This is a genomic window from Alkalihalobacillus sp. TS-13 (assembly GCF_019720915.1).
Lineage (GTDB): Bacteria > Bacillota > Bacilli > Bacillales > Fictibacillaceae > Pseudalkalibacillus.
Genome location: NZ_JAHKSI010000005.1, coordinates 143719 through 170589 on the forward strand (window position 1 = coordinate 143719; position 26871 = coordinate 170589).

The 26871-nt window shown below is 40.0% G+C and carries 25 protein-coding genes and 1 pseudogene; 21 read left to right on the top strand and 5 right to left on the bottom strand.

Annotation, left to right across the window (positions count from 1 at the left end):
• A complete protein-coding gene (locus tag KOL94_RS22410) occupies window positions 1-780 on the bottom strand; it encodes a DeoR/GlpR family DNA-binding transcription regulator (protein WP_311775217.1) in 780 nt (259 codons plus the stop codon).
• A gap of 445 nt (window positions 781-1225) precedes the next feature.
• Here KOL94_RS22410 and KOL94_RS22415 point away from each other — a divergent pair, with 445 nt between their 5' ends.
• From KOL94_RS22415 to KOL94_RS22430, 4 genes are all read left to right on the top strand, one after another.
• The gene (locus KOL94_RS22415; RefSeq protein ID WP_221568890.1) at window positions 1226-2212 is read left to right on the top strand and encodes a LacI family DNA-binding transcriptional regulator; all 987 of its coding nucleotides are present in this window, start codon (window positions 1226-1228) and stop codon (window positions 2210-2212) included.
• A 186-nt stretch (window positions 2213-2398) separates the two neighbouring features.
• Entirely contained in the window at window positions 2399-3697 is a 1299-nt protein-coding gene (locus tag KOL94_RS22420) for an ABC transporter substrate-binding protein (protein WP_221568891.1), read from the top strand.
• A gap of 52 nt (window positions 3698-3749) precedes the next feature.
• Window positions 3750-5114 (top strand): carbohydrate ABC transporter permease, encoded by a 1365-nt coding sequence (locus tag KOL94_RS22425; RefSeq protein WP_221568892.1) that lies wholly within the window; start codon window positions 3750-3752, stop codon window positions 5112-5114.
• 22 nt (window positions 5115-5136) lie between these two features.
• On the top strand, window positions 5137-5964 hold the full coding sequence (locus KOL94_RS22430; RefSeq protein ID WP_221568893.1) for a carbohydrate ABC transporter permease: 828 nt from the start codon (window positions 5137-5139) through the stop codon (window positions 5962-5964).
• Window positions 5965-6290: 326 nt separating this feature from the next.
• Here KOL94_RS22430 and KOL94_RS22435 read toward each other — a convergent pair whose 3' ends face one another.
• Together KOL94_RS22435 and KOL94_RS22440 are read right to left on the bottom strand one after the other, a co-directional pair.
• Complete coding sequence (locus tag KOL94_RS22435) at window positions 6291-6719, bottom strand: DoxX family protein (protein ID WP_221568894.1); 429 nt, start codon at window positions 6717-6719, stop codon at window positions 6291-6293.
• A 28-nt stretch (window positions 6720-6747) separates the two neighbouring features.
• Window positions 6748-7539 carry a dioxygenase family protein gene (locus KOL94_RS22440; protein WP_221568895.1) on the bottom strand — a complete coding sequence of 264 codons (792 nt, stop codon included), beginning with the start codon at window positions 7537-7539 and terminating at the stop codon, window positions 6748-6750.
• Window positions 7540-7841: 302 nt separating this feature from the next.
• Here KOL94_RS22440 and KOL94_RS22445 point away from each other — a divergent pair, with 302 nt between their 5' ends.
• Both KOL94_RS22445 and KOL94_RS22450 read left to right on the top strand, forming a co-directional pair.
• On the top strand, window positions 7842-8381 hold the full coding sequence (locus KOL94_RS22445; protein WP_221568896.1) for a helix-turn-helix domain-containing protein: 540 nt from the start codon (window positions 7842-7844) through the stop codon (window positions 8379-8381).
• Window positions 8382-8472: 91 nt separating this feature from the next.
• The gene (locus tag KOL94_RS22450) at window positions 8473-8658 is read left to right on the top strand and encodes a hypothetical protein (RefSeq protein WP_221568897.1); all 186 of its coding nucleotides are present in this window, start codon (window positions 8473-8475) and stop codon (window positions 8656-8658) included.
• A gap of 331 nt (window positions 8659-8989) precedes the next feature.
• On the opposite strand, the gene KOL94_RS22455 is transcribed toward KOL94_RS22450, so the two are convergent.
• Window positions 8990-9853, bottom strand: coding sequence for a MurR/RpiR family transcriptional regulator (locus tag KOL94_RS22455; RefSeq protein WP_260412608.1), 864 nt, complete (start codon window positions 9851-9853; stop codon window positions 8990-8992).
• 164 nt (window positions 9854-10017) lie between these two features.
• Here KOL94_RS22455 and gnd point away from each other — a divergent pair, with 164 nt between their 5' ends.
• The 9 genes from gnd (at window position 10018) to KOL94_RS22495 (ending at window position 22596) form a co-directional block, all read left to right on the top strand.
• On the top strand, window positions 10018-10914 hold the full coding sequence (gene gnd / locus KOL94_RS22460) for a phosphogluconate dehydrogenase (NAD(+)-dependent, decarboxylating) (protein ID WP_221568899.1): 897 nt from the start codon (window positions 10018-10020) through the stop codon (window positions 10912-10914).
• Between the two features lie 23 nt (window positions 10915-10937).
• Window positions 10938-12278 (top strand): GntT/GntP/DsdX family permease, encoded by a 1341-nt coding sequence (locus KOL94_RS22465; protein ID WP_221568900.1) that lies wholly within the window; start codon window positions 10938-10940, stop codon window positions 12276-12278.
• Window positions 12279-12303: 25 nt separating this feature from the next.
• Complete coding sequence (gene gntK, locus KOL94_RS22470; RefSeq protein ID WP_221568901.1) at window positions 12304-13851, top strand: gluconokinase; 1548 nt, start codon at window positions 12304-12306, stop codon at window positions 13849-13851.
• Between the two features lie 1085 nt (window positions 13852-14936).
• Entirely contained in the window at window positions 14937-15503 is a 567-nt protein-coding gene (locus KOL94_RS22475) for a glycerol-3-phosphate responsive antiterminator (protein ID WP_221568902.1), read from the top strand.
• A gap of 122 nt (window positions 15504-15625) precedes the next feature.
• The gene (locus KOL94_RS25495; RefSeq protein ID WP_260412609.1) at window positions 15626-15760 is read left to right on the top strand and encodes a hypothetical protein; all 135 of its coding nucleotides are present in this window, start codon (window positions 15626-15628) and stop codon (window positions 15758-15760) included.
• The gene (locus KOL94_RS22480) at window positions 15741-18737 is read left to right on the top strand and encodes a lamin tail domain-containing protein (protein ID WP_221568903.1); all 2997 of its coding nucleotides are present in this window, start codon (window positions 15741-15743) and stop codon (window positions 18735-18737) included. Before KOL94_RS25495 ends, KOL94_RS22480 begins: the two co-directional genes overlap by 20 nt.
• Before the next feature lie 372 nt (window positions 18738-19109).
• On the top strand, window positions 19110-19577 hold the full coding sequence (locus tag KOL94_RS22485; protein ID WP_221568904.1) for a 2-thiouracil desulfurase family protein: 468 nt from the start codon (window positions 19110-19112) through the stop codon (window positions 19575-19577).
• A 396-nt stretch (window positions 19578-19973) separates the two neighbouring features.
• Window positions 19974-21167 carry a glycerate kinase family protein gene (locus KOL94_RS22490; RefSeq protein WP_221568905.1) on the top strand — a complete coding sequence of 398 codons (1194 nt, stop codon included), beginning with the start codon at window positions 19974-19976 and terminating at the stop codon, window positions 21165-21167.
• Between the two features lie 28 nt (window positions 21168-21195).
• Window positions 21196-22596, top strand: a complete 1401-nt coding sequence (locus KOL94_RS22495) for an SLC13 family permease (RefSeq protein ID WP_260412616.1) — start codon at window positions 21196-21198, stop codon at window positions 22594-22596.
• A 266-nt stretch (window positions 22597-22862) separates the two neighbouring features.
• Here KOL94_RS22495 and KOL94_RS25940 read toward each other — a convergent pair.
• Window positions 22863-23090: pseudogene (locus KOL94_RS25940) on the bottom strand (IS110 family transposase); the annotation flags it as partial.
• Between the two features lie 6 nt (window positions 23091-23096).
• Here KOL94_RS25940 and KOL94_RS22500 point away from each other — a divergent pair.
• The 6 genes from KOL94_RS22500 (at window position 23097) to KOL94_RS22525 (ending at window position 26650) form a co-directional block, all read left to right on the top strand.
• The gene (locus KOL94_RS22500; RefSeq protein WP_221568907.1) at window positions 23097-23387 is read left to right on the top strand and encodes a Ger(x)C family spore germination protein; all 291 of its coding nucleotides are present in this window, start codon (window positions 23097-23099) and stop codon (window positions 23385-23387) included.
• 87 nt (window positions 23388-23474) lie between these two features.
• Window positions 23475-23831, top strand: coding sequence for a potassium channel family protein (locus KOL94_RS22505; protein WP_260412610.1), 357 nt, complete (start codon window positions 23475-23477; stop codon window positions 23829-23831).
• Between the two features lie 216 nt (window positions 23832-24047).
• The gene (locus tag KOL94_RS22510; protein WP_221568909.1) at window positions 24048-24521 is read left to right on the top strand and encodes a GNAT family N-acetyltransferase; all 474 of its coding nucleotides are present in this window, start codon (window positions 24048-24050) and stop codon (window positions 24519-24521) included.
• A gap of 250 nt (window positions 24522-24771) precedes the next feature.
• The gene (locus KOL94_RS22515) at window positions 24772-25020 is read left to right on the top strand and encodes a hypothetical protein (protein ID WP_221568910.1); all 249 of its coding nucleotides are present in this window, start codon (window positions 24772-24774) and stop codon (window positions 25018-25020) included.
• Window positions 25021-25174: 154 nt separating this feature from the next.
• The gene (locus KOL94_RS22520) at window positions 25175-25771 is read left to right on the top strand and encodes a DJ-1/PfpI family protein (RefSeq protein WP_221568911.1); all 597 of its coding nucleotides are present in this window, start codon (window positions 25175-25177) and stop codon (window positions 25769-25771) included.
• Between the two features lie 144 nt (window positions 25772-25915).
• Window positions 25916-26650: an SDR family NAD(P)-dependent oxidoreductase gene (locus KOL94_RS22525; RefSeq protein WP_221568912.1), complete on the top strand. Its 735-nt coding sequence runs from the start codon at window positions 25916-25918 to the stop codon at window positions 26648-26650.
• Window positions 26651-26871: the final 221 nt, after the last annotated feature.

The following is a 26871-nucleotide window of genomic DNA, read 5'->3' on the forward strand; positions in this document are numbered from 1 at the left end:
TCAATGCCCCTCACTTTCTATCTGATAGGTCTTTACTTGCTGCTCAATGAGTGCGTAATCTTCTTTATTACCTCGGTTATCTGTGATGAAGCCATTCAGATCAGCTAAAGAACTTACTTTACTGAAGGCTTTATGGTTTATTTTGCTCGAATCCGCCAGCAGCCAAGTTTCTTCAGCAGCTTCCATCATCAGCTTTTTGACCAGTGCTTTTTCTAAGGTGGGTGCTGTAACCCCTGCCTGAATGTCTATCGCATGGGCACCAAGGAAAAACATATCGACGTGGATCCCTCTTAAGAATTCTTGGGTTTGAGCTCCGAATAATGCTCCTACATTGTTTTGCAGGTCTCCTCCGGTCACGATCACTTTTAATGATGAGTCAACAAGCTCGCTCGCAATTTTTATATCATTCGTGATGATCGTGAGGTCCTTTCGGTTTACTAATTGTCGTGCCAATTCTAGGGTGGTTGTCCCTGAATCAAGCAAAATACTTGCTTCATTAGGGATGAATTCCACAGCCTTCTTTGAAATGTTTCTCTTTTCAATTACATTTTTTGTTTCCTTATTTAAATATGGTGTTTCAAGGGTAAGGGAGCGAGGGGAAACAGCTCCACCATGGGTTCTGATCAATTTCCCATCCTGTTCTAATTGAACAAGATCCCTTCGAATAGTCATTTGAGAAACTTTGAACATTTCACTTAACTGTTCAATATCAACTTTTCCAGTTTCGTTCACATGGGAAATGATTTTTTCCCTTCGCTGTGATGGGGACATTGTGTTCATTCCTTTACTGGTTTGTTCATTTTTATCATGAATTACTATCAATTATGTTAAAAACGAACACAAATGTCAACACTTATGTTCGTTTTTTTCGTTTTAATGTTTGAATTTAACATCCGGTGCCTGGCACGACAATTTCCCCCTTGAGCCCCAACGGTTTTCAGATGGTGCCAGGCACCGCTCAAAAATCCAGTGATACTAAGGGGTTTGAAAGGGTGCCTGGCACCCATTAGAAGTCCTGTAATACCAACGCTTTCAAAAGTGTGCCTGGCACCGATCAGAAATCCAGTGATACTAAGGGGTTTGAAAGGGTGCCAGGCACCAAGAAAAATTTAGTCGAAAAAAGTCTTGTAATTATTCAGACTTTTCAATATAATCAATTATGAAAACGATTTCATGTATATACAAGTTTTGGAAGGAGGGGGAATCCTATACGTAGGAGATTTGAATGGCCACGATATCGGATGTAGCGAAGCGTGCCGGATTATCGCGTACAACTGTCTCCAGAGTGATCAATCAACATCCTTATGTCAGGGAGGAAAAGAAGAGACTCGTAGAAAAGGCGATGAGGGAGTTACAGTATGTACCGAATTCCAGTGCCCAGAAATTGAGGAAGCAAAAAACCGAGACGATTGCAGTGTATGTGCCACGCCTGACGAATCCGTTTTTCAGCCAGCTCGTTGAAACAATAGAAGAGGTCGCTGCAGAAAAAGGATTTCAACTCTTATTCTGTCAAACCAGATATAACAAGCAACAAGAATTAAATTATCTGCAATTGCTCCGAGGAAAGCAGATTGATGGGTTGATCCTCACGTCAATGGAAAATCCCTGGTCTGAAATTGAAAATTATCTATCCTACGGACCGATCGTCCTCTGTAATGAATATGATTATGATGCTAAAGTTCCCATGGCACATCTAGACCAGGTGATGGGAGGCTATATCGGTACAAAGCATTTACTTGATCGTGGGCATAAAGCAATTGTTTACTGCAGTTCAGAGCCAGGTGGCAGCCGGGTATCAAAAGGCAGACAAGAAGGCTACATAAAAGCTATGCAGCAGGCTGGCATTTCAATTGATCCGGAATGGATGTACACCGATCAATTTACGATTGAAGGCGGTAAACGATTATTCTATCGGCTCCACAATCTAAAAAATAGACCGACAGCTGTTTTTACAGGAAGTGATGAAGTTGCTTCGGGATTGATATTCGAAGCCAGGAAAAACGGTTACCGGATCCCAGAAAATCTCGCAGTCATCGGATTCGATGACCAACCAATTGCTGAATTGATGGGACTCACAACAGTCAAACAGCCTGTTCATCAGTTAGGAAGAACAGCAATGGAATTGATGGTCGAACAGATCCAATCATCGGAAAAATTCAGTTCCAATCGTGTTGAATTACCATTTGAACTTATTATTCGAGAGTCGACGTAAAACAATACGAATAATGTAGATTTTCGCTTGATTTATTTTTTTACATTTAAAGAAAGTATAGAATACTTTCATCAATATAAGCGCAACTAAAACTCAGCCTGCTCCAAAGGCTTGGCTTTGCCAAGTTTCCTTTACAGTTTGTGAAATCGATTCCAATTTCAAAAAAGTTTAAGGGGAGGATCTCTAATGAAAAAATTAAAATGGACAAGCCTTTTTTCACTTTTACTTGCTCTAAGCCTAATCCTTGCTGCCTGCAGCTCAAATGGCGAGGATGGCAGCAGCGGTGACGAAGGTGAAAACAAATCAGATGGTGAAAAAGTGACGATCGTTTATGCAAGTGGTCAGGATGCAACAAAAGGTACTGAAAAAGTCATAGAAGCATTTGAAAAAGAACATCCGAATATCAAGGTTGAATTTCGGGAAATGCCTTCGGATACTGGTGCTCAACACAATGCCTATGTTACAGCACTCAACGGGAAATCCAGTGAAATTGATGTTTTGGACTTAGATGTCATATGGCCGGCTGAATTTGCACAAGCTGGGTATGTCATGCCGTTAGATCGTTTTATCAAAAAAGACAAAATTGATATGGACACTTACAACGAAGGTGCGGTGAGTGCTGCGAACTTTGAAGGAAGACAATGGGCGATGCCTAAATACATTGACGCTGGTATGCTTTTCTATCGTAAGGATATGGTTGAAGAACCACCTAAAACCTGGGATGAATTGATGACCAAAGCTGGCGAGCTACAAGGTCAAGATGGTACGAAATTCGGTTACCTTATGCAAGGAAAGCAATACGAAGGGTTAGTATGTAATGCTGTTGAGTTCATTGCTAGCTATGGGGGAGCAATTGTCAATGAAAACGGTGAAGTAGTTATAGACAGTGAGGAATCAATCAAAGGACTTACGAAGATGGTTGAAATAGCGAACTCAGAGATCGTTCCTGAAAACATTACTAACTTCACGGAGCCTGAGTCCCACACCTCATTCATTGAAGGTGAATCTCCTTTCATCCGTAACTGGCCTTACCAATATGCGTTGGCGAATGACGAAGAACAATCTAAAATTGTTGATAAAGTCGGAGTCGCACCACTTCCGGAAGGTGATGCTGGAACAGCTGCAGCCTTAGGTGGATGGATGACGGCAATTAGTGCTTATTCGGAGCATCCAGAAGAAGCATGGGAGTTCATGAAATTCATGACTGGACCTGAAGGACAGAAAATTCAAGCGATCCATGGAGGTAAAGCCCCAACGATTTCTTCTTTATATGAGGATGAAGAAGTCCTGGAAGCAAATCCATTCTTTAAAGAAGAAGGATTCGTAAACGCTCTTGAATCTGCTGTATCTCGTCCAGTCGTCGCAAATTATCCTGAGATTTCAGAAATCATTCAGATTGAAGTCTCTAAAGCCATCGCAGGACAAAGTACACCAGAAGAAGCTGCTAAAGCAATGCAATCAAAAATTGAGAGTGCCATGAAATAACGAAAATCAGATAGGGCTGGCTCTAACATATGTCACTCGGGGTTGTGTCGAAATGCCCCAGAGTAAGACACGATGGGGTCAGCTTCTATCATTTGAAAGGTGTGAAGATGGATTGAGTGATAGTACTAAGAAGAAACGAAAAAAACTTTCTGAAAGCTCCGTTGCATACTTATTAATTGCTCCTTCACTACTTTTGATTCTCGTTATTGCAATATGGCCGGTTATCCAATCCTTTTATTTTTCATTGTTTGATATGAGGCTGAACAATCCGACTAAATCAGAGGTTCATACGAGCCATATGATCGATCTGCACCGTTATTTGGATAACTATTTTCTTTTGGAGGGTGCGATTGATAAAGAATTAGATAACGCTAGCGGAGGAAACGAAGAAACACTAAATTCTGTGAAACAAGACTTATCAACGCTTGATTCATCATTATTAGAGGATGAAGAAATCAAAGAACGTTATGAAATCATCGATGAAAAATTGATGAAATTTGAAAAGGTCGGTTCCAAGGAGAAGCTTGTCGAGGTTGAAAAAGAACGTGCTGAAGACATACAAGCAACGCTCAATGATATCAAGGAGAAAGTGAACGGTCTTGATGAACTGGAGGACCCGAAGACTGTCAAAGGATTGAGCAATGCACTAGCTGATTCGGTCATAAAACCTAATTTCATCGGATTCGATCATTATGCCAAAAATTTGACAGACAAGAGAATGTGGATGTCGATATGGAATACAGTCGTCTTCACAGTCGTATCCGTAGCAATTGAATTAGTGATTGGTCTGATGATTGCGTTGCTGATCAATAAGGCCTTTTTTGGAAGAGGACTGGTCCGTGCATCCATCCTTATCCCGTGGGCAATTCCTACAGTAGTAGCCGCTTTGATGTGGAAGTTCCTCTATGATGGTCAGAATGGAATCGTCGCCAAGATATTTCAAGAAATCGGACTCATCGACCGGATGGCTACACTTCTTACTACTGATACCGGCGCTATGTTCTCTGTCATTTTCGCGGATGTATGGAAAACGACTCCATATATGGCTTTATTACTGCTTGCTGGTTTACAGACGATACCCAAAAGCATGTATGAAGCAGCAGCCATCGATGGGGCGAATAAATGGAAACAATTCATTACGATTACACTTCCTTTATTGAAAACCAGTATTTTAGTTGCGTTGTTATTCCGCACACTCGATGCTTTCCGAGTGTTCGATCTAATTTTCGTATTGACCGGCGGAGGGCCTGCGAATTCAACAGAAACCATATCCTTGCTTGCCTATAAAGTGATGATTGCTCAATCAAACTTCGGAGAAGGTTCTGCACTATCTGTCGTCGTCTTCATTTGTGTAGCGATCATCTCGATGATTTACATCTCTTTATTAGGCAGAGACCTATTAGATGATAAAAAATAAGGAAAAGGAGAGGGTGAGTTGAATGCAGAAGAAAGCCGGACCAATGTTTTATGTAGGTTTATTTGTTTTTATTTTCCTTGTCATGTTCCCGTTCTTATGGATTCTGATCAGTTCATTGAAGCCTGTATCTGAATTGTTTGGAGAGAAGGCATTCATTCCTTTTACTTCAGATCCGACGTTTGAAAACTATCGATCCGTATTCGTGAACCATCCGTTCTTGACCTACTTGAAAAATAGTTTGATTGTTTCTGGAGCGACAACGATCTATACGGTCTTCATCGCATCTTTTGCGGCTTATGCGATTGCTCGGATGAAGTTCAGAGGCAAAACGGTCATACTCGGGCTTGTGCTATCTGTGTCGATGTTTCCTCAGATCGCGACAATCTCGCCGATCTATATTATTTTGAAGAACCTGGGGCTGACGAATAGTTATATCGGATTGATCATTCCGTATACGACGATCACATTGCCTCTTTCGATTTGGATTCTCGTAACCTTCTTCCGTAAAATTCCGTTCGATCTGGAAGAAGCGGCGAAAATCGATGGGGCATCGATCATGCAGACGTACTGGAGAGTCATTCTGCCACTGGCGATTCCAGGAATATTCACAACAGCGATCCTCGTCTTCATTGCTGCATGGAACGAGTTCTTGTTCGCTCTTGTTTTAAATACACAGGAAAAATTTAAAACAGTACCAGTAGGGATTGCGATGTTCCAGGGACAATTCACGATTCCATGGGGTGAAATATCTGCAGCGACAGTCGTTGTTACAGTACCGTTAGTCATCATGGTCCTCTTATTCCAACGTAGGATCGTTTCAGGACTGACTTCTGGTGCAGTTAAAGAATAATTCTTTGAAAGAAATTCGCGACAGTCCTGCGTGAAAAGCGAGTCAGGCTTTGAGGATGATGAGCAGATCTATGCTTATACACGAACGTTCGGGGTGAAAAGCTGTATGTTGTGACTAACCTCAGTGAGGACAAGCTAATCTTCAAGCTACCCAGAAAACCTCTCATTCAATCAAAAAGAACTTCTGATCAGACAATTATGAAGTACAGAACGATGAAATCAAGGAATTCACTTTAAAACCATAAGAAGCACGCGTTTATAAGTTGAAATAAGGAACGGGCTCTAAATACCCGTTCCTTTCTTTTACATGGTTATCATTTTGGCGATTCAATTCAACGATCTCGTGTTTTCAGTCTCTTTCCCTTTGAATATGAATTGATCAAGTGAGTAAGCTTTGGAGTGATTGATTGCAATTGCCACTGCCATAGCTAAGAGTGCTAGATCTAATTCATACCCAGCCATCTGGCCATTTCCTAAAAAACCTGCAGCCAATTTCACTTTAAAGATCGCTCCGACCATCAATAGAGCAAATAAGACAGAAATAACTCGGCTGAATAACCCAAGGACTAATGCGATTCCACCAACAAGTTCTAATAATGCGACACCATAAGCAAGAAATCCAGGAAGTCCGATGCTGTCGAACCAACCGACTGTATTATCAATCCCGCCTTGAAATTTCGCCAGCCCATGAATGAAGAATGTCAATCCTAAGAAGACCCTCAAAATCAAACTACTCACTTCATATTTATTTTCCATTATTTCATCCCTCCATTTTTTTACGAAACTATTTTGGTTCTCCGAATTGCCACACACTGTGACTAAGGTTTCCATACCGATAACTTCGATGTAATAATTTCGCACTTTTCTCGTGATCTGCCGCACCCATTGCATAAAAAAGTGGGATAAAGTGTTCTTTCCCATAAGGTGGTACAGCGGAATGGGCGGCGGGGGCTAACGAGGTGTAGTTGAACAGTGATTCCAGGTTCCAATTTTTCAGATGACGTTCAATCCACTCATCAAAATCAAGCGCCCATTGATCCACAGAGCCATCATCGCTCGTCATCTTTAATGCCCGGAGATTATGGACCGTACCTCCACTCGCGATGATCAAAATATCTTTTTCTCTTAATTGTGATAGAGACTTACCGATTTCATATTGTTGTTCAGGTGTAAGGCGTGGGTTTACAGACATAGAGATGACGGGAATATCTGCATCAGGATAAAGTATCTTAAGGACAACCCAAGCTCCATGATCCAACCCTCGTTCTTCCTCAACTTCAAAAGGAACTCCTCTTCTTGCCAACGATTCTATGATTTCCTGTGTTACATCCTCACTTCCTTTAGCGGGATATTTGATGCGATATAACGCTTCAGGAAATCCACCGAAGTCATATATCGTCTCAAACTTATCTACCTTACTCACTTTTTGAATGGATGATTCCCAGTGTGCTGAAAACAACACTATAGCTTTCGGCTTTGACATCGTCGCACCTACTTCTTGCAAAAACTGAGTGTACGCATTATTTTCAATCGCCAGTAGAGGTGCTCCATGAGCGATAAATAAAGATGGCATCATCGCAACGTTACCTCCTTTCTCCATTTTTCCCACAGCGCAGCCTTCTGAATTACCTTGAGATTCTTTAATGAAACAATATGACCTGCTAGAAAGGTCAAAATTAGGTACTTGTGCATAGTGGGAATATTCATATAAAAATAAAATATCCTTATTAGTAAACAAAGGGGGCAAAAAATGCGGAATTGTTTATTTATATGAATAATAATTACTTATAAGATAACAATAACTGTAGTGGATTGTCAAATCTTTATTTGCTAATATAGAAATAAGTTTTTTAAATGGAAACTTTAGAGGTGATTAAGTTGGATATTGGTACAAAGATTCGCTCAATAAGAAACAGAAAGAAAATCACCATTGCTCAAATGTCCGAGGGGACAGGCCTCTCCAAAGGGTTCTTAAGCAATGTTGAAAACAATAACACATCGCCATCCATCAGTACACTCAGCACAATCGCAGGTTTTCTGAGTGTTCCTCTACCTTACTTGCTGCTAGAGAAGAAACAACATATGCGTGTTGTACGGAAAGATGGAAGAAACAGCTCTTCTTATAATAACTTGAAGATTGAACATTTGACTTCAAAGGGCGGACTTAGGATGATGATTGTAGAATTTCCGCCTGGTGCCTCCATCGGAGAACCTCATTCTCATGAAGGAGAAGAATGCCATCTCGTATTAGAAGGAAAGGTTCTGGCTGAACAAGGGGAAGATTCCGTCATTGTAGAAGAAGGTGATTCTTTCAGTTGGAATGCAAGTGTTCCGCATTTCGTGAGAAACACCGGAGATAAGAAAGCGATTGTCTTGATTTCGATTTATTCAGATACCGAACTAACTGATATATTATAGAAAGTAATAAGTTTAATTACATGGATAAAATGAATGTGGACGTTTGAAACATCGACAGAACGGAAATGTAGTGGTAAAAGGAGGTAATCCTATGAGTTCTGATAAGCGCGACAAAAAAAGCCCCAATAAAAAGGAGCCGGATCATACGCTTCATGAAGATGAGACAGTAGATCCGATGCCTGTGGAAGATCAGAAACAAGAAATTAGAGAAGAAAAGAAGAAACATAAATCCAAAGATGATTCATCAAGTGAAAAACACTATCGGAAGAATGAATGAGAAGTGGTTATTCTATAAGTGCTTTGCCTATGTGTAGTCTTCGAGACTCCTAGCTGAAACAGTTTCGGAAAAATCGCTAACGGACACAGGAGACCTTATTTTCCAAAAATTCGTTGATTATTAAAAATAGCGGACACCAGAGACCTTATTATAGTAAATTTGCTCACAATCAAAGGATTTTGAGACAAATAACGACTCTCGTGTCCACTAAATTCTGAAATACCGCATATTTTCCCAAAATAACGGCTCTGGTGTCCATTATGCTTTCAAAAGACCATTTAAAACAATAAGGGCTGATCCAAACATCAATTGGATCAGCTCTTTTTGGTGTTTAAATCCGTTTCACAGCCACTGCTTTCCTCATCTTATTCAATGATTCCTGTGACGTTTCCTTCGTTTTCATCATCACATTCACAAATAAGGCATCAATGATACTCAGCTGTGCAATCCGCGAAGCCAATGCTTCTGAGCGATAGTCCGTTTCTTCCGATGTCGTGTAAAGTGGAACATCGACTTTCTGTCCTAAAGGAGACTTAGCAAGCGTAGTGATCCCGATCGTCTTCACCCTATTCTGTTGGGCAACTTCCAATACATCCAACAAGTCCTTATTCGTCCCTGAATGGGAAATGAACATGATGACGTCCTGGTCTGTCAGTTGGGATGCCGCCATCAGCTGTAGATGTGAATCCGAATAGGCGGCTGTTTGGATCCCGCTTCGCAAGAACTTATGATGGGCATCCATCGCAACGATCCCCGAACCTCCATTCCCGTAGAACTCCACTTTTCTAGCACCAATTATCAATTCAACTGCCCTATTATAGTGTTCCTGTTCTAATATGTGAGAGGTCTCCTCGAGCGTCCTAATATTTGACCGGAATATTTTTTGTGCAACCTCTTTCTCATTATCTGTTTCGTTAATGGTTTCATGGATGTCCTTGACGGGGTTTACAATTTCAGAAGCTAGCGCAATCTTCATGGCTTGATAGCCTTTAAATCCGATTCGTTTGCAAAAGCGGAAAACGGTTGCTTCAGCAACTTGCAGATCATCGGCTATTTGACTGATCGTCGAATGGATGATGTGCTCTGGATTGTTCAAAATATAATCAGCGATCATCTTTTCTTTTTCACTGAATCTGTTATAAAACGAGCGGATTCTCGGAATACAATGCTGTTGCTGCTGTTGATCTTTACTCAAAGTCGTTCTCCTTTCAAAACTACTATTATTATTATATACCATTATAATACGAAAAAAAATTTCATGAAAGCGGTTGAAAAGAAAAAATATTTTTGTATAATTAGTGACAAAAGAAATATTTTTTCATCGTAAGTCATTCATAATTTATCACTGGAGGTTTTAATATGCAAATAGGTTTGATCGGTCTCGGGAAAATGGGGTACAACCTCGGTTTGAATCTGATTGACCACAACCATAATGTACACGCTTTTGATGTGAACGCATCAACTCTTGAGTCTTTTGAAGAAGAAGGTGGTCAAGGACATGCTTCTATAAAGGAACTGGTTGAAAACCTTGTAAAACCACGAGCGGTCTGGATCATGGTTCCAGCTGGAGAAATTACGGAATCTGTCATTTCTGAATTAGGTGAATTGCTGGATCCGGAAGACATCATCATTGATGGTGGAAACACGAATTACAAGGAATCTGTAAAAAGGGCTGAAGCATTAAGCGAGAAGGGCATCCATTTCTTAGATGTGGGCACAAGCGGTGGTGTCGGCGGAGCAAGAAACGGTGCTTGCATGATGGTCGGCGGGAATGAAACCGCGTTCAAACGATTGGAAGCTGTCTTTGATGAAGTTACAGTTGAAAATGGCTTTCTTTACACAGGGAAATCCGGTAGCGGTCACTTCTTGAAGATGATCCATAACGGAATCGAATACGGTATGATGCAAGCGATCGCTGAAGGGTTCGATATCCTTGAAAAAAGTCCATTCGATTACGACTACGAAGGTGTATCGAGAGTTTGGAACAACGGATCTGTCATTCGTTCATGGCTCATGGAACTTACTGAAAATGCATTTTCGAAAGATGAAAAGCTCGAGGATATCCGAGGTGTCATGCACTCTTCAGGTGAAGGGAAATGGACGGTGGAAACAGCACTTGATCTTCAAACAGCTGCACCCGTTATCGCACTTTCATTGATGATGCGGTACCGTTCTTTAGAAGAAGATACGTTTGCAGGTAAAGTTGTCGCTGCTCTACGAAATGAGTTTGGCGGACACGATGTCGTGAAAAAATAAATTTTCGATTGGGGGAAATGGAGATGTCAGGAGCAGGATTAATTTTAGTCGCATTATTAGGTATCATCGTTTTACTATTCTTAGTCATGAGAACGAAGCTTCAAGCATTTGTAGCGCTATTGATTGTCAGTATTCTGGTAGGAATCGGCGCTGACATGAAATTAAGTGATATAATCGGTTCGATTCAAGAAGGGATGGGTGGCACGTTAGGTTTCGTAGCCGTTGTCGTCGGGCTTGGAGCGATGTTCGGACAGATGCTCGAGGTATCCGGTGGAGCAGAACGTCTTGCCCAAACTCTTATCAAAAAATTTGGAGAGAGCAGAGCGCAATGGGCGTTGAGTGTCACAGGTTTCATTGTCGCCATTCCAGTATTCTTCGATGTTGGTTTCATCATTTTAGTTCCTATTGTATACGGATTGGCAAAGAAAACAGGGAAATCGCTCTTATTCTATGGAATTCCATTGCTTGCTGGTCTTGCGGTAACACATAGCTTTGTCCCACCGACTCCAGGTCCGATTGCGGTTGCTGAACTAGTCGGAGCAGATATCGGTTGGGTCATCTTGTTCGGTATCCTTGCAGGTCTTCCTGCTATGATCATTGCCGGACCGATCTTTGGTAAGTATATTGCGAAAAAGATTCATGTCAAAGTTCCAGAATATATTGAACTTGAAGAAAGACACTATGATCGCGAGCTGCCTGGTTTTGGCACAGTAGCGAGTCTGATTCTGATTCCACTCGTATTGATCCTTTTGAATACGTTTTCAGGGCTACTACTTCCTGAAGGAAATGATGTACGTGAATTCTTGACGTTCTTAGGGCATCCATTTGTCGCACTGATCATCGCAACAGTGCTTGCGTTTTATATTCTTGGAATCCGAAAAGGGTATTCGAAGGAAGAAGTGCAACAGATTGCAACAAAAGCCCTTGAACCAGCAGGTATCATCATTCTTGTAACCGGTGCAGGTGGAGTCTTCAAACAAATCCTTATTGATTCAGGTGTAGGGGATGTATTAGGTGAAATGATGGCTGGATCATCATTACCGCCACTACTGCTAGCATTTCTTATTGCTTCATTCGTACGTGTTGCACAAGGTTCCGCAACTGTTTCAATGATCACTGCTGCAGGAATCATGTCACCGATCATCGATTCACTAGGATTAGGAGGGCCGGTGCTTGGACTTATGGTCATCTCCATTGCAGCTGGCGCAACGATTTTATCCCACGTTAATGACAGTGGTTTCTGGCTCGTCAATCGCTATTTTGGTCTGGATGTGAAAGATACATTACGCTCATGGACAGTGATGGAGACACTTATTGCACTTGTCGGATTTGCAGTCGCCTTCACAATCGGAATCTTCATTTAATGGAACTGAAAGGACGTTTTTAATCATGCAACAAGAATGGTATGTAGGAGTCGACATAGGTACAACCAGTACAAAAGCGGTCGTATATGATGCAACAGGTGAAGTCAAGGGATTACACAATGTGGAATACCCTTTGCACACCTCTGAGGTATCGGCTGCTGTACAGGATCCAGAAGAAATCTTTCAGGCTGTGTTGATGAGCATCCGAACAGCTATAGAAAAAAGTGAAATAGATGGTAATAAGATTGGGTTCATTTCGTTCAGTTCCGCCATGCATAGTTTGATTGCTGTCGATGAAATCGGATCCCCGCTTACGGAATGCATCACATGGGCGGATACACGAAGCTCAAATTGGGCAGAAAAATTGAAGGCTAGCTCTACAGGGCATGACATTTACAGAAGGACGGGTACACCCATCCATCCGATGTCGCCACTTGTGAAGCTGATGTGGCTGAAAGAAGAATATACAGAGCTATTTGAGAAGACAGCGAAATTCATTTCAATAAAAGAGTATGTTTTTAAAAAGTTATTCAATGTATTCATTGTTGACCATTCCATTGCATCGGCTACAGGTCTTTTCAATCTGGAAAGTCTGGCCTGGGATGCGGAAGCCCTGGAAGTTGCTGGTATAACAGCAGCTCAGCTATCTGAACCAGTACGGACTACAAAGTCGATCGATGGGATTGATGAAAAATATGCAAAGGTTCTTGGCATCGATCCATCCACTCCATTCATTGTCGGGGCAAGTGACGGCGTGTTATCCAACCTGGGAGTAAATGCGATCGAACCAGGGGCTGTAGCGGTTACGATCGGGACAAGTGGGGCGATCAGAACGGCAGCAAAAGCACCAGTGACCGACCCTAAAGGACGCACATTCTGTTATGCACTCACAGAGGATTTATGGATAATCGGTGGGCCGGTCAATAACGGAGGAATGACATTCCGGTGGTTGAGGGATGAAATATGTGGGGCCGAGATCGAGTCGGCAAGACGTCTTGGCATTGATCCATACGAAGTGTTGACTGGAATTGCTGCGAATGTGAGGCCGGGAGCTGATGGCTTGCTGTTCCATCCATATTTGAGCGGGGAACGGGCACCGCTATGGAATGCAAATGCAAGAGGGTCATTCTTCGGACTTGCTTTACATCACGGAAAAGAACACATGATCCGAGCTGTATTAGAGGGAATCGTGTTCAATCTGCATTCGGTTATGCTTGCCTTGAAAGAATTGATCGGCATGCCGAAAAGGATCCAGGCGACAGGGGGCTTCGCACGTTCAGAATTATGGAGGCAAATGCTTGCTGATATATTTGATCAGGAAGTCTTCGTCCCTGAAAGTCATGAAAGCTCATGTCTTGGAGCAGTGATTCTAGGGATGTATGCACAAGGGAAAATCGATTCTTTAGAGCATGTGAAAACAATGGTCGGCTCGGTTCATCAGCATACACCTGACCCTGAACTTACAGAAATCTATAATGAGCTGATGCCGATATTCATCCGAGTCTCGAGAAAGCTGACGGATGAATATGAAGCAATTGCCGCCTTTCAAAACAAACATGTAAAACCTAAATAAGTGTGTATTTTGAAGGTCTGCTGTTATTCACAACAGCAGGTCTTTTTAGATATAAAAGAATAAAATATAGGTCTACCACAGTACTTTGACATAGTAGTTTTATGACAGAGGAATATTTTTTTGTTTGTAGATAAAATCTTGTTTTTGTAGATCATTTCGGATTTTTGTAGATACGTACCTCATTCTTGTAGGTAATTTCAAATTTTTGTAATTTTCATCTGATTTTTGGAGATAAATCAGAATAACACTTTAGTTGACCCATCATTTTCCCTTATTAATGTGCAACCTGAACCTTTTATGAACAAATCCATCCTTTTTAGGTCCTGATTATTCTGTTTTTCTTCCATAATCGGATAACAATATTGATTTTTGAAAGTGGGAAGGAGTTTTTGGAAATGTTTTAGTTTTGATAGCGCCCCCTTAATTACACAAGATCTCAATATAAAAATGTCATCGTGGCTGCGATGAGAATTCTTAGAAGCTTTCCTTGTAGATATAAAATAGAGGATAAATGAACGGACACCAGAACCACTGTTCTAGAAAATACTGTAGAATTTGAATATGTTATAATCGAATAGATTTCATAATTTTCTAAATTGCTGATTTCTACGAAAATCACTCCCTTTCCGCGGGCGAACGAAAAGCGGAAGCGACCTGCTTAGTCACGTAGGTCGCTGGAAGACTGACGAGGAGGCTCGAACCAAACAAAGACTTGGTTCTGCGTGGGCTCACTCATAAAGATGTCAATCAATGTGTTGCCGCCGCAGGAAGTTTGAAGTGATCCAAGTGACAGGTCGCTGAGCTAGACATCACTTCCCTGTATTAACCCACTTCCGCAAGCCTCCTCACTTCCACAGGATGTGGTGGCTTCGACGTTCACCAAAGGACGTACTTGTAAAGGGTGTACTGACTTCGACGTTCACCATAGGACGTGGTGGTATTTAGTTGAAGTTCATTATTATAGTCGAAGGTCCTTAATTCTGTATGGGGTCTCGCCTGGCTTGCTTTTCCCGCAGGAGTGTCGTGAATTTCACTTAAAATCAACAACAGAATTTACCAAAGCAATTACATAAGGGGGAAGAAGGTTGCCTAACATAGTAGATATTGTCCAATCACAAGTCATTTCCTCAATAAAGAAAGAAGAAGATCTAAAGAGTGCAATCAGTTCAAATTCAAACATTTCATTCTTGCTGACCGGGGATATCATCACTACAAAAGGGTATATCGATCAATTGAAGGAAGCAGGGAAAATGACGTTTGTACATACCGATTTCATTGAAGGTCTTTCGAATACGAGAAGTGCGATTACATATATAGCGAAAATCTGGAAGCCCATGGGGATTATCACGACGAAGAGCAATCTGATCAAATATGCAAAAGAGGAAGGATTGATGACAATCCAACGCTTGTTCCTCATTGATCGTAATGCGTTGAAAAAAGGAATTGAAATTGCGCATAATTGTAAGCCTGACGCAATCGAAGTTTTACCAGGGTTGATGCCAACAGTAATCGATGAATTGACAAGACAGACAGACCTGCCGATCATTGCCGGTGGATTAGTAAGCAATAAAGAAGAAATTTTAAATGGATTGAGGGCGGGGGCGCTTGCTATCTCTTCTGGAGATCCGAAATTGTGGAATCTGGAACTATAGGACTTTAGAATAGTTTTATTCTGAAAATTCCGTATATTCATTGCCGTAAAACTTTAGCTGTTGTAAAATTATAGGTAATTAAATAGAGAAGATAGTCTTCAGGTAGAGAAGAGGAGAACCCTGTGACGTTAATCGGTATTACAGCCAATTGTAATACATTAACCGTCATGGGGTTCTATGTGCGTATGGGCGACTTTTCAGAATGGGGATCAAGCATTAAAAACAAGGAGGATGTGTATGAAGGAGTATTACCGTAAATGGCTTTTGTATTCGGTTGTAATCATAATGATGATGGGCAGTTTCCTTTCATTTGCTCCTGTTCTAAAATCAAGTGCGGTAGAAGGAGAACCATCTTTACTAATTTCGGAAATCGTAGTCAAATCGGATGGAGCAGGACAGGCTTATGAGTATGTTGAGATTTATAATGATACCTCTAGAGATATTGATTTAGAAGACTATGAACTTCAGTATTTTACTAATGTTGATGGGAATCCTGCTAATCGTTGGGGTATTTCCAATAAAACGATTAAAGCCCGGGATACCCTTGTACTTTGGTTGAAGAAATACAATAATCCGGATGTCCCTCTGTGGGATTTCAACTCGAATTACAATGTCTTATTGAGTCGAGATCAAGTTTTTGAAGTAGCGTTGACGACATCCGGGCAAGGGTTACATGACAGTTCTTTACGAAAGGTCGCTATTGCTGGACCTGATGGGGTTCCTTTCAGCACTGCACTAATCAACGATGGAGGAGCCGATGGGATTACCAATCAAAGTGTCATTTATCAAAAGAGCGGTTCTTCAGAAATGACAAAAATCCGTAATGGTGAAACCGCAACTCCTGGAAAGCTTAAATCTGGGCAGCTGCCAGGACCAGTAGTACCTGCAGGAGTATCTGTCATCCCTATGGATCAAGCTGTTTTGCTTGATTGGGAACCTTCAGAAGGGGCGTTAGAGTATAAAATCTATCATTCCACCAGTACTGAACCGGTCACGGTAAGTGAGGCAAATTCATTTACAATGGATGATTTGACAAATGATCAAGTATATTCTTTCCGTGTTTCTGCAGTTGATAGTGAAGCAAACGAATCACCAGCCAGTACGGAAATAAAAGCTACTCCACAGGAAGTTGTAGATACGGAAGCACCAGCAAAGCCTCTAGGTCTTAATGCAACGGCTGGGGTGGATCATATCAAATTAAAATGGAGGGGAAATTCAGAGACTGATCTTGCTGGCTATCGTGTATTCATCAATGGTACCGTATATGACACTGTTGCTTCAGAGCAAAAGAGCATTAATGTATACCCGTTGGAATTGGGGAGGGAGTACACGTTTGAAATAACAGCATTTGATCAGGTTGGCAATGAGTCGGAGAAATCCGATCCACTGGTTTCAGGTCCAAGCGAGAATGCTCCGATTCCTGATTTGCTTATCACAGAACTGATTCCCAATACGGACAACTATGGTGGGTATGATGCATTCGAATATCTGGAAATTCACAACAATAGCGAGGAACCTATCGATTTAGAAGGGTATCGAATCCAATCTTATAACTGGGATGTAGAAATTACTGAATCGTTAATCATTGATCCATGGGAGACGCACCTTTTTTGGACTAGAACCGGAGCAATCCAACCGATCTCATTAGAAGCATTCAATTATAACTACTTTATGTCCTATGAAAGCAAGTATATTGCTGATGATGGCATTCACATTTTAGATAATATCGGTGGCTTAGTAAACGGGGGGCAAACTGTCACAGTACTCGATCCAGAAGGTCTTGAGGTGGTTAGAGCAAACTATACTGGTGAGGATGTATCTTTAAAAGGAGCAATTACATTCAGCTACCCTCAAGACGGGACATTGACAATGGAAACATTGGGTGGGCATCAAACTCCGACACCAGGATGGATCAGCGCGGATCAAGCACCTGCACGCCCGGTTCAGGATGACGTTTCTCCTGAGGTACCTGCCAATATAAATCTAGCAGCTGGGAACGGTGAAGCTACATTAACATGGGAGGAAAATTCAGAATCTGATATGTACCGATATCATATATACAAGGATGGTGCTTTGGAGTTTTCTGTAGACCCATCAGTCCTTGAATTCACTTTATCTTCCCTTATCGGTAACAGGGATTATGCAATCGAAATAACAGCAGAAGACACTTCAGGGAACGAGTCGGAAAAATCAATCCCTGTAATTGTAACGCCAGCTCATCAATTCATCACACAGGAGGAACGCTCATCACATCATAAAGATCCTAAGTATCAAGGTCTTTGGGATATCAGTGAAGATGGACCCGTCATAGCAGGATTGGTCCAGGATCTCGTGCCGCAGGGGCTAACCTATTATAAGAAAAAAGATTGGCTCCTGACAGCGAGTTATTTGGATGATGGTCGTCCTGGCACCTTGACCGTAACGAATGCAACCAGCGGAGAATTAGTCAAATCTGTATTATTATATAACACAGACGGTACGCCATATACAGGCCATGCTGGAGGAGTAACTGTCAGCAGGGACCACGTATGGATTTCTTCAGAGGAATACTTGTTCCAAATGAAAATTAGCGATCTCGTTTCTGCTGAAAATAATGGAGAAATCCAATTCATCAATCAAATACCTGTCCCGGTACATGCAGCCTATACTGTATACGATGAAGGGATCCTTTGGGTTGGTGAGTTTTATGAAGCAAACGCTTATCCGACTGATCCTGCACATCATATCGAGAACCGAGAGGGCGAAATGCATTATGCATGGATGGTAGGCTACAATCTTCAACGCAATAATGACAACTTGTCAGATGAGCATTGGAACAGTGATCCGGACCAAATTGCAACGCCAGATTATGTATTATCGACTACTGGAAAAGTCCAAGGTACAATCGTGCAAAAGCAAGCGAATAATGGCATTACGTTAAGTACCTCGTATGGAAGAGGAAATGACAGTGTCTTATATCGCTATGAATACCCCCTAAAAGAAGAGCCGCATGATTCTGTTGAAGTGAATGGAAAAGAAGTCCCACTTTGGTTCTTGGATGGTGCAACGTCGAAACCTCGGCAAAGCATCGAAGCAATCCCGATGCCCGAAGGAATTGTCGAGATTCAAAAAGAACTTTATGTCGTTTTTGAATCCGGCGCAAATAAATACAGATATACCACTACCTATCCAATGGACCGGCTGTTGAAAATCGATATGAAAAAATTGATGAAAGACGATAAGGCAAGCGACTAGTGATGGGATAATGTAAAAAAGGTCTGTTTTGAAGTACACCATTCACATATAAAACGCAAGTGGTTTCATACAAAACCACTTGCGTTGTTTCTTGTTCTATAAGATGTTTGATATAAAACTAGCTTTATGTCCTCGATGCGAATAACAAAGGACGCTAGAAAAATATGTTAATATATAGATATAAGATTGATGCTCGTTATTCAAGAAAAGGGCAGTTATCTGGAATAGAGCTTCCTATATTTAATCCACAAAAGGGCAAGATTGTGGAAAAAGGAAGGAATTATTAGAGAGTAAATCGAAACTTAAATTATTCAATTAATTGGGAGTTAATTGTACAAGATCATAAGGTGCTATTAAATTGAGGTGTTATCAATGATATTAGTGAGTTCTTGTTTAGCAGGGTTAGAGGTAAGATATGACGGTACACATAGTTTAGATCATAAGATCAGTAAACTAATAGAAGAGAATAAGGCAATACCTGTATGCCCGGAATTACTTGGTGGATTTTCAACCCCCAGAGAACCTGCTGAAATAATAGGTGGTAACGGGGAAGATGTATTGGATGGGAAAGCTAAAGTAGTCGAGAAGTCAGGTAGAGACGTTACGGAATTATACATAAAAGGAGCTTACACTACTTTAAAAAAAGCTAAAAATGTTAATGCAACAGTAGTTGTTCTTAAGGAGAATAGTCCATCCTGTGGAAGTTCAGTGATTTATAATGGTGAATTTATAGGAGAGAAAATTGATGGAAATGGAGTTACAACTGCTTTACTCAAAAGAAACGGTTTACGAGTAATTTCAGAAGAACAGTTTGCCGATAATTTTGATGAGATAATATAATTTATCTTTAATTAAAGGGCGTAATTCTTGGATTGGGTCCATTGTTCCGTTATAGGGGGCGATTATCCAATAAGAGGTAATCGTTCCATACTTGTAGAAAAATTAGAAGGTACAAAAGAGTTAGACCTTGTTTAAGAATAGGGGCGGTTATCCAATAGAGGATAATCGTCTTTTTTTTTATGGTTGCCATTACTGTTTATTCAGGGTGTGCTCTGTGAATTTAAAAGCTAGATAAACACATTTTCCCAGCCTTAAATGGGGTTTGAAGCCTTTAAAGAGTAGAAGCGATCTTTCGAAAAACTACTGCTCTCATTAATTTCTCATTTACATCTTACCATCTTCTAACTTTCAATTAGTATTTTCAAATTAAGAAAAACATTCAAAGGAGAGATTAAGATGAAAGTCGTTATGATACCGTCGGGATTTAAAGAGTGCTTAGATGCGGGGGAAGTAGCAACAGCAATGGGGAAGGGTGCTCGACGCTTTGATAAGTCCATTGATGTAAAGGTTTTACCTATGATTGATGGCGGGGAAGGATTTGCAAATGCCATTATTGACATAAAAGGTGGAGAGTTGATTCACAAAAAAGTGACAGGACCTGTAGGAAATGAAATTTTAAGTTACTTTGGGATTTTTGATGATAAGGGTGAACAGACAGCTGTGATTGAAATGGCAGCTGTTGCTGGATTTAAATTAGTTCCCCTTGATCAAAGGAATCCGCTAAAGACCACTTCCTACGGTGTAGGAGAGCTTATTTCCTATGCACTCGACCTAGATGTTCAAAAAATTATTATTGGTTGTGGTGATTCAGGTATCTCTGACGGAGGGGCAGGAATGGCACAGGCATTAGGGGTTCAGTTTCTCGATAAGGACCAACAAATGGTGACCGTTAAAGGAGGAAGGGATTTGTTAAAAATTGATTTTATTGATACAAGAAATCTTGATAAGCGTTTAAGCCATATTCCGGTTGATGTAGCATGTAATTGGAAGAATATTTTATGCGGAGAAAAAGGGGTTGCTAGGGTCTTTGGTCCTCAAAAAGGGGCTACCTCAGAACAAGTCGAGCAATTATCATCTGCGTTAGAACATTATGCTTTGTTAATTCAAGAGGCAATGGGGATAGACATTCGATCCCTACCTGGAGGTGGTGCCTCCGGCGGGCTAGGTGCGGGTTTACTCGCCTTTGCAGGTGCAACCTTACATTCTAGATTTGATCTTATTAAGAATTTTATTAACATTGAACAGGCCATCGCATCCTCAGATGTGGTTATTACTGCGGAAGGGAGCTTGGATTACCAAACCCCAAATGGGAAAATTCCTGCAGAGGTCGGCAGAATTGCTCGAAAATATGACGTGCCTGTCATCATTATTGCAGGAGCTATTGGTGAAGGAGCAAACTTGAATTATGGGGCAGGTATTGATGCTTATGCAAGTATCACCCAAAAGCCCACATCGTTAAAAGAGGCTCTAGAGAACGCCCCCCATTGGATTGAAGAAAGCACCGAAGCTGTACTAAGAAAAATTGCAATCGGCTTACAAGTTGCAAAAAGAAAAGAGGCTTCCAATGAGAGACGAGTTGGTCAACTATAACAGAAACAATAAATCGATCCATAAATTGATGAATATAATATCCAAAAAATCATCCCTAATGATAAGTGTGCATATTCTATTTTCCCTGTTCGTTATGATTATTGACGATCTAGACTATCAGGCGAAAGTTTCTTTGGTAGCATTTTTATCAGCAATGACGTTTTGGATTACTACGAAAATACCCGCTGGGTTTGTGGCAGTAGCAGTCATTGTAGGTATTGTCTTAATGAACGGATCGGATGCTGAACTGTTATATCAATCCTTAGCTCAGGAGGTTGTGTGGCTAATGATCGGTGCTTTTGTTATCGGGGAAGCAGTTAAACAGTCAGGACTGGCAGAACGCTTCACTCGTTATCTATTGAATACATCTGATCAAAAAAGCAACCTGATTCTTTTAATAACGAAAACTTTATTCATATCTGCATTCTTTATTCCATCTACCTCGGGTCGGGCAGCCCTATCGATGCCGATCATTAAGCAAATCAGTGAAAGGTTTCATTCTAGTGAGGAACGAAGTGTTTTGGCGGTGATTGTACCTGTAATTATATTAATGAGTACATCAGCCACATTAATAGGTGCAGGGTCACATTTAATTGGAGTAGGTTTACTTGAAAGTACTACCAATCAATCTATTTCTTATGTTCAGTGGTTGGTATGGGGCGTACCTTTCACCCTTGTAGTAACACTTATTACACTATTTATAACAAAATGGGTGCTATTGCCAAAAAATACAGAGAAAAAGGTTAAAAAATTATCAAGTGAGGATACGAGTTTAGGGATACAACCGATGGTTATAAGAGAAAAAAAGACGTTAATTTTAATTTTCCTGGTGATGCTTGCATGGATAACCCAAGGGATTCACGGTTACGATATAGGGTTCATCGCTATGACAGGTGCATTGCTTTTCATGATTCCAAAATATGGAGTTCTCAATTGGAAACAAGGAGTGAACGCAGTATCTTGGCAATTGGTTCTATTTGTCTCTACAGCTACTACTCTCGGAAAAATTTTAGTTGTTACTGGGGTGGCGGGTTGGATTGAAAGAGAAATGTTATATGGACTTCACTTGTTCGTAGATGCCCCAGAATGGATCATTGTATGTCTGATCTTGCTGGTTACAGTTACGAGTCATTTATACATTCACTCTCATACAACACGTGCCATTATTCTTATTCCAAGCTTGATTCTATTCAGTGAATCAATAGGGATTAATTCTTTAACTGTTGTATTCTTAAGTTTAATTGGTATGAATTATTGTGTTACATTACCTGTTAGTTCGAAAGCATTGCTTATTTTTTATGAAGAAGACGAGCTTTCATTTGATGCCAGAAAGCTACTTAAAATTAGCGCCATTCTAATGCCACTATATATACTCATTATGCTTCTATTTTACTTTACTTATTGGCAATGGACAGGGTTGAACATATAAATTCTTGCACTTGTCTTCGTCAAAGACAAGTGGCTGAGAGTATCATTGGTTGGGGAAACCAGGTGGTGATTGATCATCACTATAGAAGTGCAAATTTTGAGATTTTATGGTTAATGTTATCTTGATTTCAAGTATTCAAGATAAGACCAGCTATAAAATGTCAAGGAACTAAGTCAGGTTAATTCTTTAACTTATACATTCAACTTAATAAATTTAGACACATCAAATAAACCTCAGCCTGATGGTTATTAAAATATAAACAAACATTAGTCGTTGCTTGTTTGAGGGCGAGGTACATAAGGCTGATGATCTCTCAATATCGTGAATATGATGTGGGTTAATTTACGAGCGACAGCTCCTACTGCAGTTCCATGAGCTTTCCCACGTTTTCGTAATTTCTGATAATAAAGTGATAGTACAGGATCATTAAAGCTTGCCACAAATGCTGCTTGCCATATAGCGCGTCTAAGATAAGGCGAACCACTTTTGCCCAAAGTATATTGGACGCTAAAGTTGATGCAGAAATTCCAAGTGAACATATTAAAGGCATCACAGACAATAGCAGGCGCACCACGGGTTTGATCCCCCTAATGAAAGTAGGAGATGTAGCTGCTAATATTGCTTCAAAATCAAGCTTTCTTTTACAAAATATAGAGCTTCAAGATGGCAAGATGAAATTGAACGGAGCAGGTGTTATCGATGGTGATAAACAAAAATTGGTTGGCTTTATTAGCGAGGAAGAAGTGCAGGGAAATCCCTATCGAGTACGATCTAAAATCAAGCAACCATAAGATACGAGACTCTCCCTGGTAAACAAGCTTAAATGGATTGGGGGCACATTGGTAAGTTCGCTGTTGATGGTGAAGTGAAGGGTATTTATGCTTGTGGTTGCTTTACTGTTTTTAAGTGTGATACCAATGTGGGTAGAACCGAACTTTGAATCCTTTGAGGATGCTCTTTGGTGGTCAATTGTTACTCTAACGACTGTTGGATATGGAGACTTGTATCCTGTAACAACGGTGGGAAGGCTAATTGCTTCTTTTCTAATGTTTGTAGGAATTGGGTTGATCGGGGTAATTACTGGAATGGTAGCGTCTTTCTTTTCAAACGCTAAGGAACTACCAGAAGAATTAAGAGATGTGAGAGAAAGTATTGATAACTATCCTTCGCTTACCAATGGTGAGATAGATTTGATGATCAGAAAGTTAGAAAGCTTGAAGAAAAATAGAGGATGATTCGTTATATCAGATATAAACACTCCCTATTTGGTTGGATCAAGTGGTTTTGGTATTTTCATTTAGATTTTCGATGTTCAATTAAATGGTGCAATTCAGAAGTATTAGAATGTGTTCGTTCCTCCAGAAAAGGGGGCGATAACTGCATTAGGAGGTCGTACCTTTCATAAGGTTAAAATAACAGAAGAGAGTTAAATAAATCAGGAGGATTCAGAAATGGATATTCGCTGCGTTAAAAGCTCAGATTATTATGTTCTTTCACCTTTAATAAACGAATGGTGGGGTGGCAGGGAAATGTCAGATATGCTGCCTAAGCTATTTTTTGATCACTTTAATAACAGCAGTTTTATTGCAGAAGAAAACGGAAAAATTATTGGTTTTTTAATCGGTTTCATGTCTCAATCTAATGAAAATGAAGCTTATATACACTTTGTAGGGGTTCATCCTGATTATCGAAAGCATAATATCGGTAAACAACTTTATGAAGAATTTTATAAGACTGCACTAAAAGAAGATCGGAGTATAGTAAGAGCAGTTACTTCACCAGTAAACAAAGTATCAGTTGCATATCACACCAAGATGGGATTCGAAATCAAAGATGGAGACAAAGAAATTGATGGAATTTCCGTATTTTCAGATTATGATGGACAAGGGCAAGATAGAGTTTTATTTGTCAAACACATGAAATAAAACGATTTGCATCCATTAGCAAAATAGGTCTCGAGATTATTAAGGTTAAACTTTCTTGAAATCAAGTCTTCAAGACAAAGGGGCATTTCCGAAATTGGAAATGCCCCTTTTTTGTGAAATTATTAGAACTGATTTGTTTTAAGTCAACAAAAGATTAATCGAGGAACACCTTGTTGTGTTCTGTGCATTGGAAACTTAATTTTCTTTTATTCGTAAATTGTAAAAGAGGTAAATATTAGGGAGGGGTAAATTGGAAACAAAACAAGTTCACTACCTAATCGCATTTATATCTTTTCCAATAACAATCCTACATTTTACTTTTGGCGATTATTCAACAGAGAAATTAGTTTCTGGTATAGCATTTTATTTAACTCACACAGCAATCTATTTGGGTTTTATTTATTTGTTTTTTAAAAGTGAAGTAGGCAAAAAGGTAGTATTATGGGGGTTACTTTTTATTGCGATTGCGAGTATTTTGATATCCCTAATAATACGATAAGATTGACATCAATCAAACTCGACAAACGGTTGTTCCAGAAAAGGGGGCGATTGCTATATAAGCAGTCGCCTTCTATATACTTCAGATTACGGTGGGATTGTGCAAAACTAAATATCATTGTAAAATGTACGGAAAACATAAAGGGGAGCTCCAAATGAATACCAAGCAGTGGAGAGTAGGAATTTTTCTGTTTCATGATGTAGAAGTATTAGACTTTGCAGGTCCATTCGAAGTATTTTCAGTAACTACTTTAGAAAATGGTGATAAGCCGTTTGTTGTTAACACAATATCAGAACAAGGTAACTTAATTTGTGCTCGAAATGGTTTGAAAGTACAACCAGACTTTAATTTTGAAAATATGCCTCCATTCGATATCTTAATTATCCCTGGCGGTTTAGGTGCAAGGGAAAGAGAAATACATAATGATCATGTTATAAAGTGGATTGAAAACGAAAAAGAAAATGTGCAACTAATGACCTCAGTTTGTACGGGGTCCTTATTATTAGCAAAAGCAGGTTTACTAAAAGGTAAAAAAGCAACAACACATTGGTCAAGCCTTGAAAGACTAAAAAAAGAATTTCCAGAAGTCGTTGTACAACATGGGGTTAAATTCGTAGATGAAGGAAATATAGTAACATCCGGAGGGATTTCAGCAGGTATAAATATGTCATTTCATATCGTAAAAAGATTATTAGGCACTGAAGTAGCTAAAGAAACGGCGAAAAGGATGGAATATGATATTGTTTTTTAGATCTTCAACAATCAGGCGCAATTCAAGAAGATCGGATTACGTCCATTGTTCCGTTAAATGGGGACATTAATCCAAGAAGGATTAATGCTCCTTTTGTATAAATCTAATTAAATGAGGAAGTAAAAAAGTGAGAGGATTTTATTAGTGGTTAAAAATAGAAAAGTAATAATAACGGGTGCGGCTTCTGGAATTGGAAAAGAAATTGTTAAACAATGTTTACTTGAAGGAGCTTCAGTAATTGCATGTGATATTAATGAATCCTCCCTACATGAGTTAAAACGGTCAACAGATGACCAGTATGTTCTGCATACATATCAGGTAGATGTAAGTGAGTATGAAGAGGTTGCCAAGTTTTTTGAATATGTTAGAACGGAACATTCTGATGTTGATAGTTTAGTAAATAATGCAGGGATTTATTTAGCAAAGAATATACTTGATTATAAGGTAGACGAAATTGATAAAGTCCTTGATATAAACGTTAAGGGATGTGTTTATTTCTCACAAATGTTCGGGAGGAAATTACTTCAAAACCAACGTAAGGGAGTGGTCGTGAATATGTCTTCAGTATCAGGGATAGAAGGCAGTTCAGATGCAATTTATGGGATATCAAAAGCTGCCATACTTGGTTTAACTAAGAGTAATGCAATGAATTTCTCGCCTTACATCCGTGTTAATGCAGTTGCGCCTACCATGGTTAATACTGCGATGATGGGTACAATACCTGATTGGAGAAAAGAGGAATATTTAAATCACCAACTCATCGATACACCTGTAATGCCTAAAGATGTTGCTGATACAGTTATCTTCTTATTATCAGATAAATCTAAGCATTACACAGGGGCAACATTTGATTTGAATAATGGAGGATATATAAGATAGTTCTTGTTTTGTTCAAATGTACCAGCTATTATATGCTAATTGTTTATTCAAGAATTGGTTTCTTCAGTAAAAATACCTCTTTTTCCTTCTAGAGGGCAGCATTCCTGTTATGAAGTAATATCGGAGTTGAGAAAGAAATAAGCCCCTTGGTATGATGTTTTAAGCTGGCCAGCAAAAAAACAACATTCCAGGAGGCTGCACAATGAATTATAACCAAAATC

Excerpts from the sequence above, each read along its gene's own strand:
- KOL94_RS22410 (WP_311775217.1), bottom strand. The coding sequence starts at position 780 with ATGAACACAATGTCCCCATCACAGCGAAGGGAAAAAATCATTTCCCAT.
- KOL94_RS22415 (WP_221568890.1), top strand. The coding sequence starts at position 1,226 with ATGGCCACGATATCGGATGTAGCGAAGCGTGCCGGATTATCGCGTACA.
- KOL94_RS22420 (WP_221568891.1), top strand. The coding sequence starts at position 2,399 with ATGAAAAAATTAAAATGGACAAGCCTTTTTTCACTTTTACTTGCTCTA.
- KOL94_RS22425 (WP_221568892.1), top strand. The coding sequence starts at position 3,750 with ATGCCCCAGAGTAAGACACGATGGGGTCAGCTTCTATCATTTGAAAGG.
- KOL94_RS22430 (WP_221568893.1), top strand. The coding sequence starts at position 5,137 with ATGCAGAAGAAAGCCGGACCAATGTTTTATGTAGGTTTATTTGTTTTT.
- KOL94_RS22435 (WP_221568894.1), bottom strand. The coding sequence starts at position 6,719 with ATGGAAAATAAATATGAAGTGAGTAGTTTGATTTTGAGGGTCTTCTTA.
- KOL94_RS22440 (WP_221568895.1), bottom strand. The coding sequence starts at position 7,539 with ATGATGCCATCTTTATTTATCGCTCATGGAGCACCTCTACTGGCGATT.
- KOL94_RS22450 (WP_221568897.1), top strand. The coding sequence starts at position 8,473 with ATGAGTTCTGATAAGCGCGACAAAAAAAGCCCCAATAAAAAGGAGCCG.
- gnd (WP_221568899.1), top strand. The coding sequence starts at position 10,018 with ATGCAAATAGGTTTGATCGGTCTCGGGAAAATGGGGTACAACCTCGGT.
- KOL94_RS22465 (WP_221568900.1), top strand. The coding sequence starts at position 10,938 with ATGTCAGGAGCAGGATTAATTTTAGTCGCATTATTAGGTATCATCGTT.
- gntK (WP_221568901.1), top strand. The coding sequence starts at position 12,304 with ATGCAACAAGAATGGTATGTAGGAGTCGACATAGGTACAACCAGTACA.
- KOL94_RS22480 (WP_221568903.1), top strand. The coding sequence starts at position 15,741 with ATGAAGGAGTATTACCGTAAATGGCTTTTGTATTCGGTTGTAATCATA.
- KOL94_RS22485 (WP_221568904.1), top strand. The coding sequence starts at position 19,110 with ATGATATTAGTGAGTTCTTGTTTAGCAGGGTTAGAGGTAAGATATGAC.
- KOL94_RS22490 (WP_221568905.1), top strand. The coding sequence starts at position 19,974 with ATGAAAGTCGTTATGATACCGTCGGGATTTAAAGAGTGCTTAGATGCG.
- KOL94_RS22495 (WP_260412616.1), top strand. The coding sequence starts at position 21,196 with ATGAATATAATATCCAAAAAATCATCCCTAATGATAAGTGTGCATATT.
- KOL94_RS22505 (WP_260412610.1), top strand. The coding sequence starts at position 23,475 with ATGCTTGTGGTTGCTTTACTGTTTTTAAGTGTGATACCAATGTGGGTA.
- KOL94_RS22510 (WP_221568909.1), top strand. The coding sequence starts at position 24,048 with ATGGATATTCGCTGCGTTAAAAGCTCAGATTATTATGTTCTTTCACCT.
- KOL94_RS22520 (WP_221568911.1), top strand. The coding sequence starts at position 25,175 with ATGAATACCAAGCAGTGGAGAGTAGGAATTTTTCTGTTTCATGATGTA.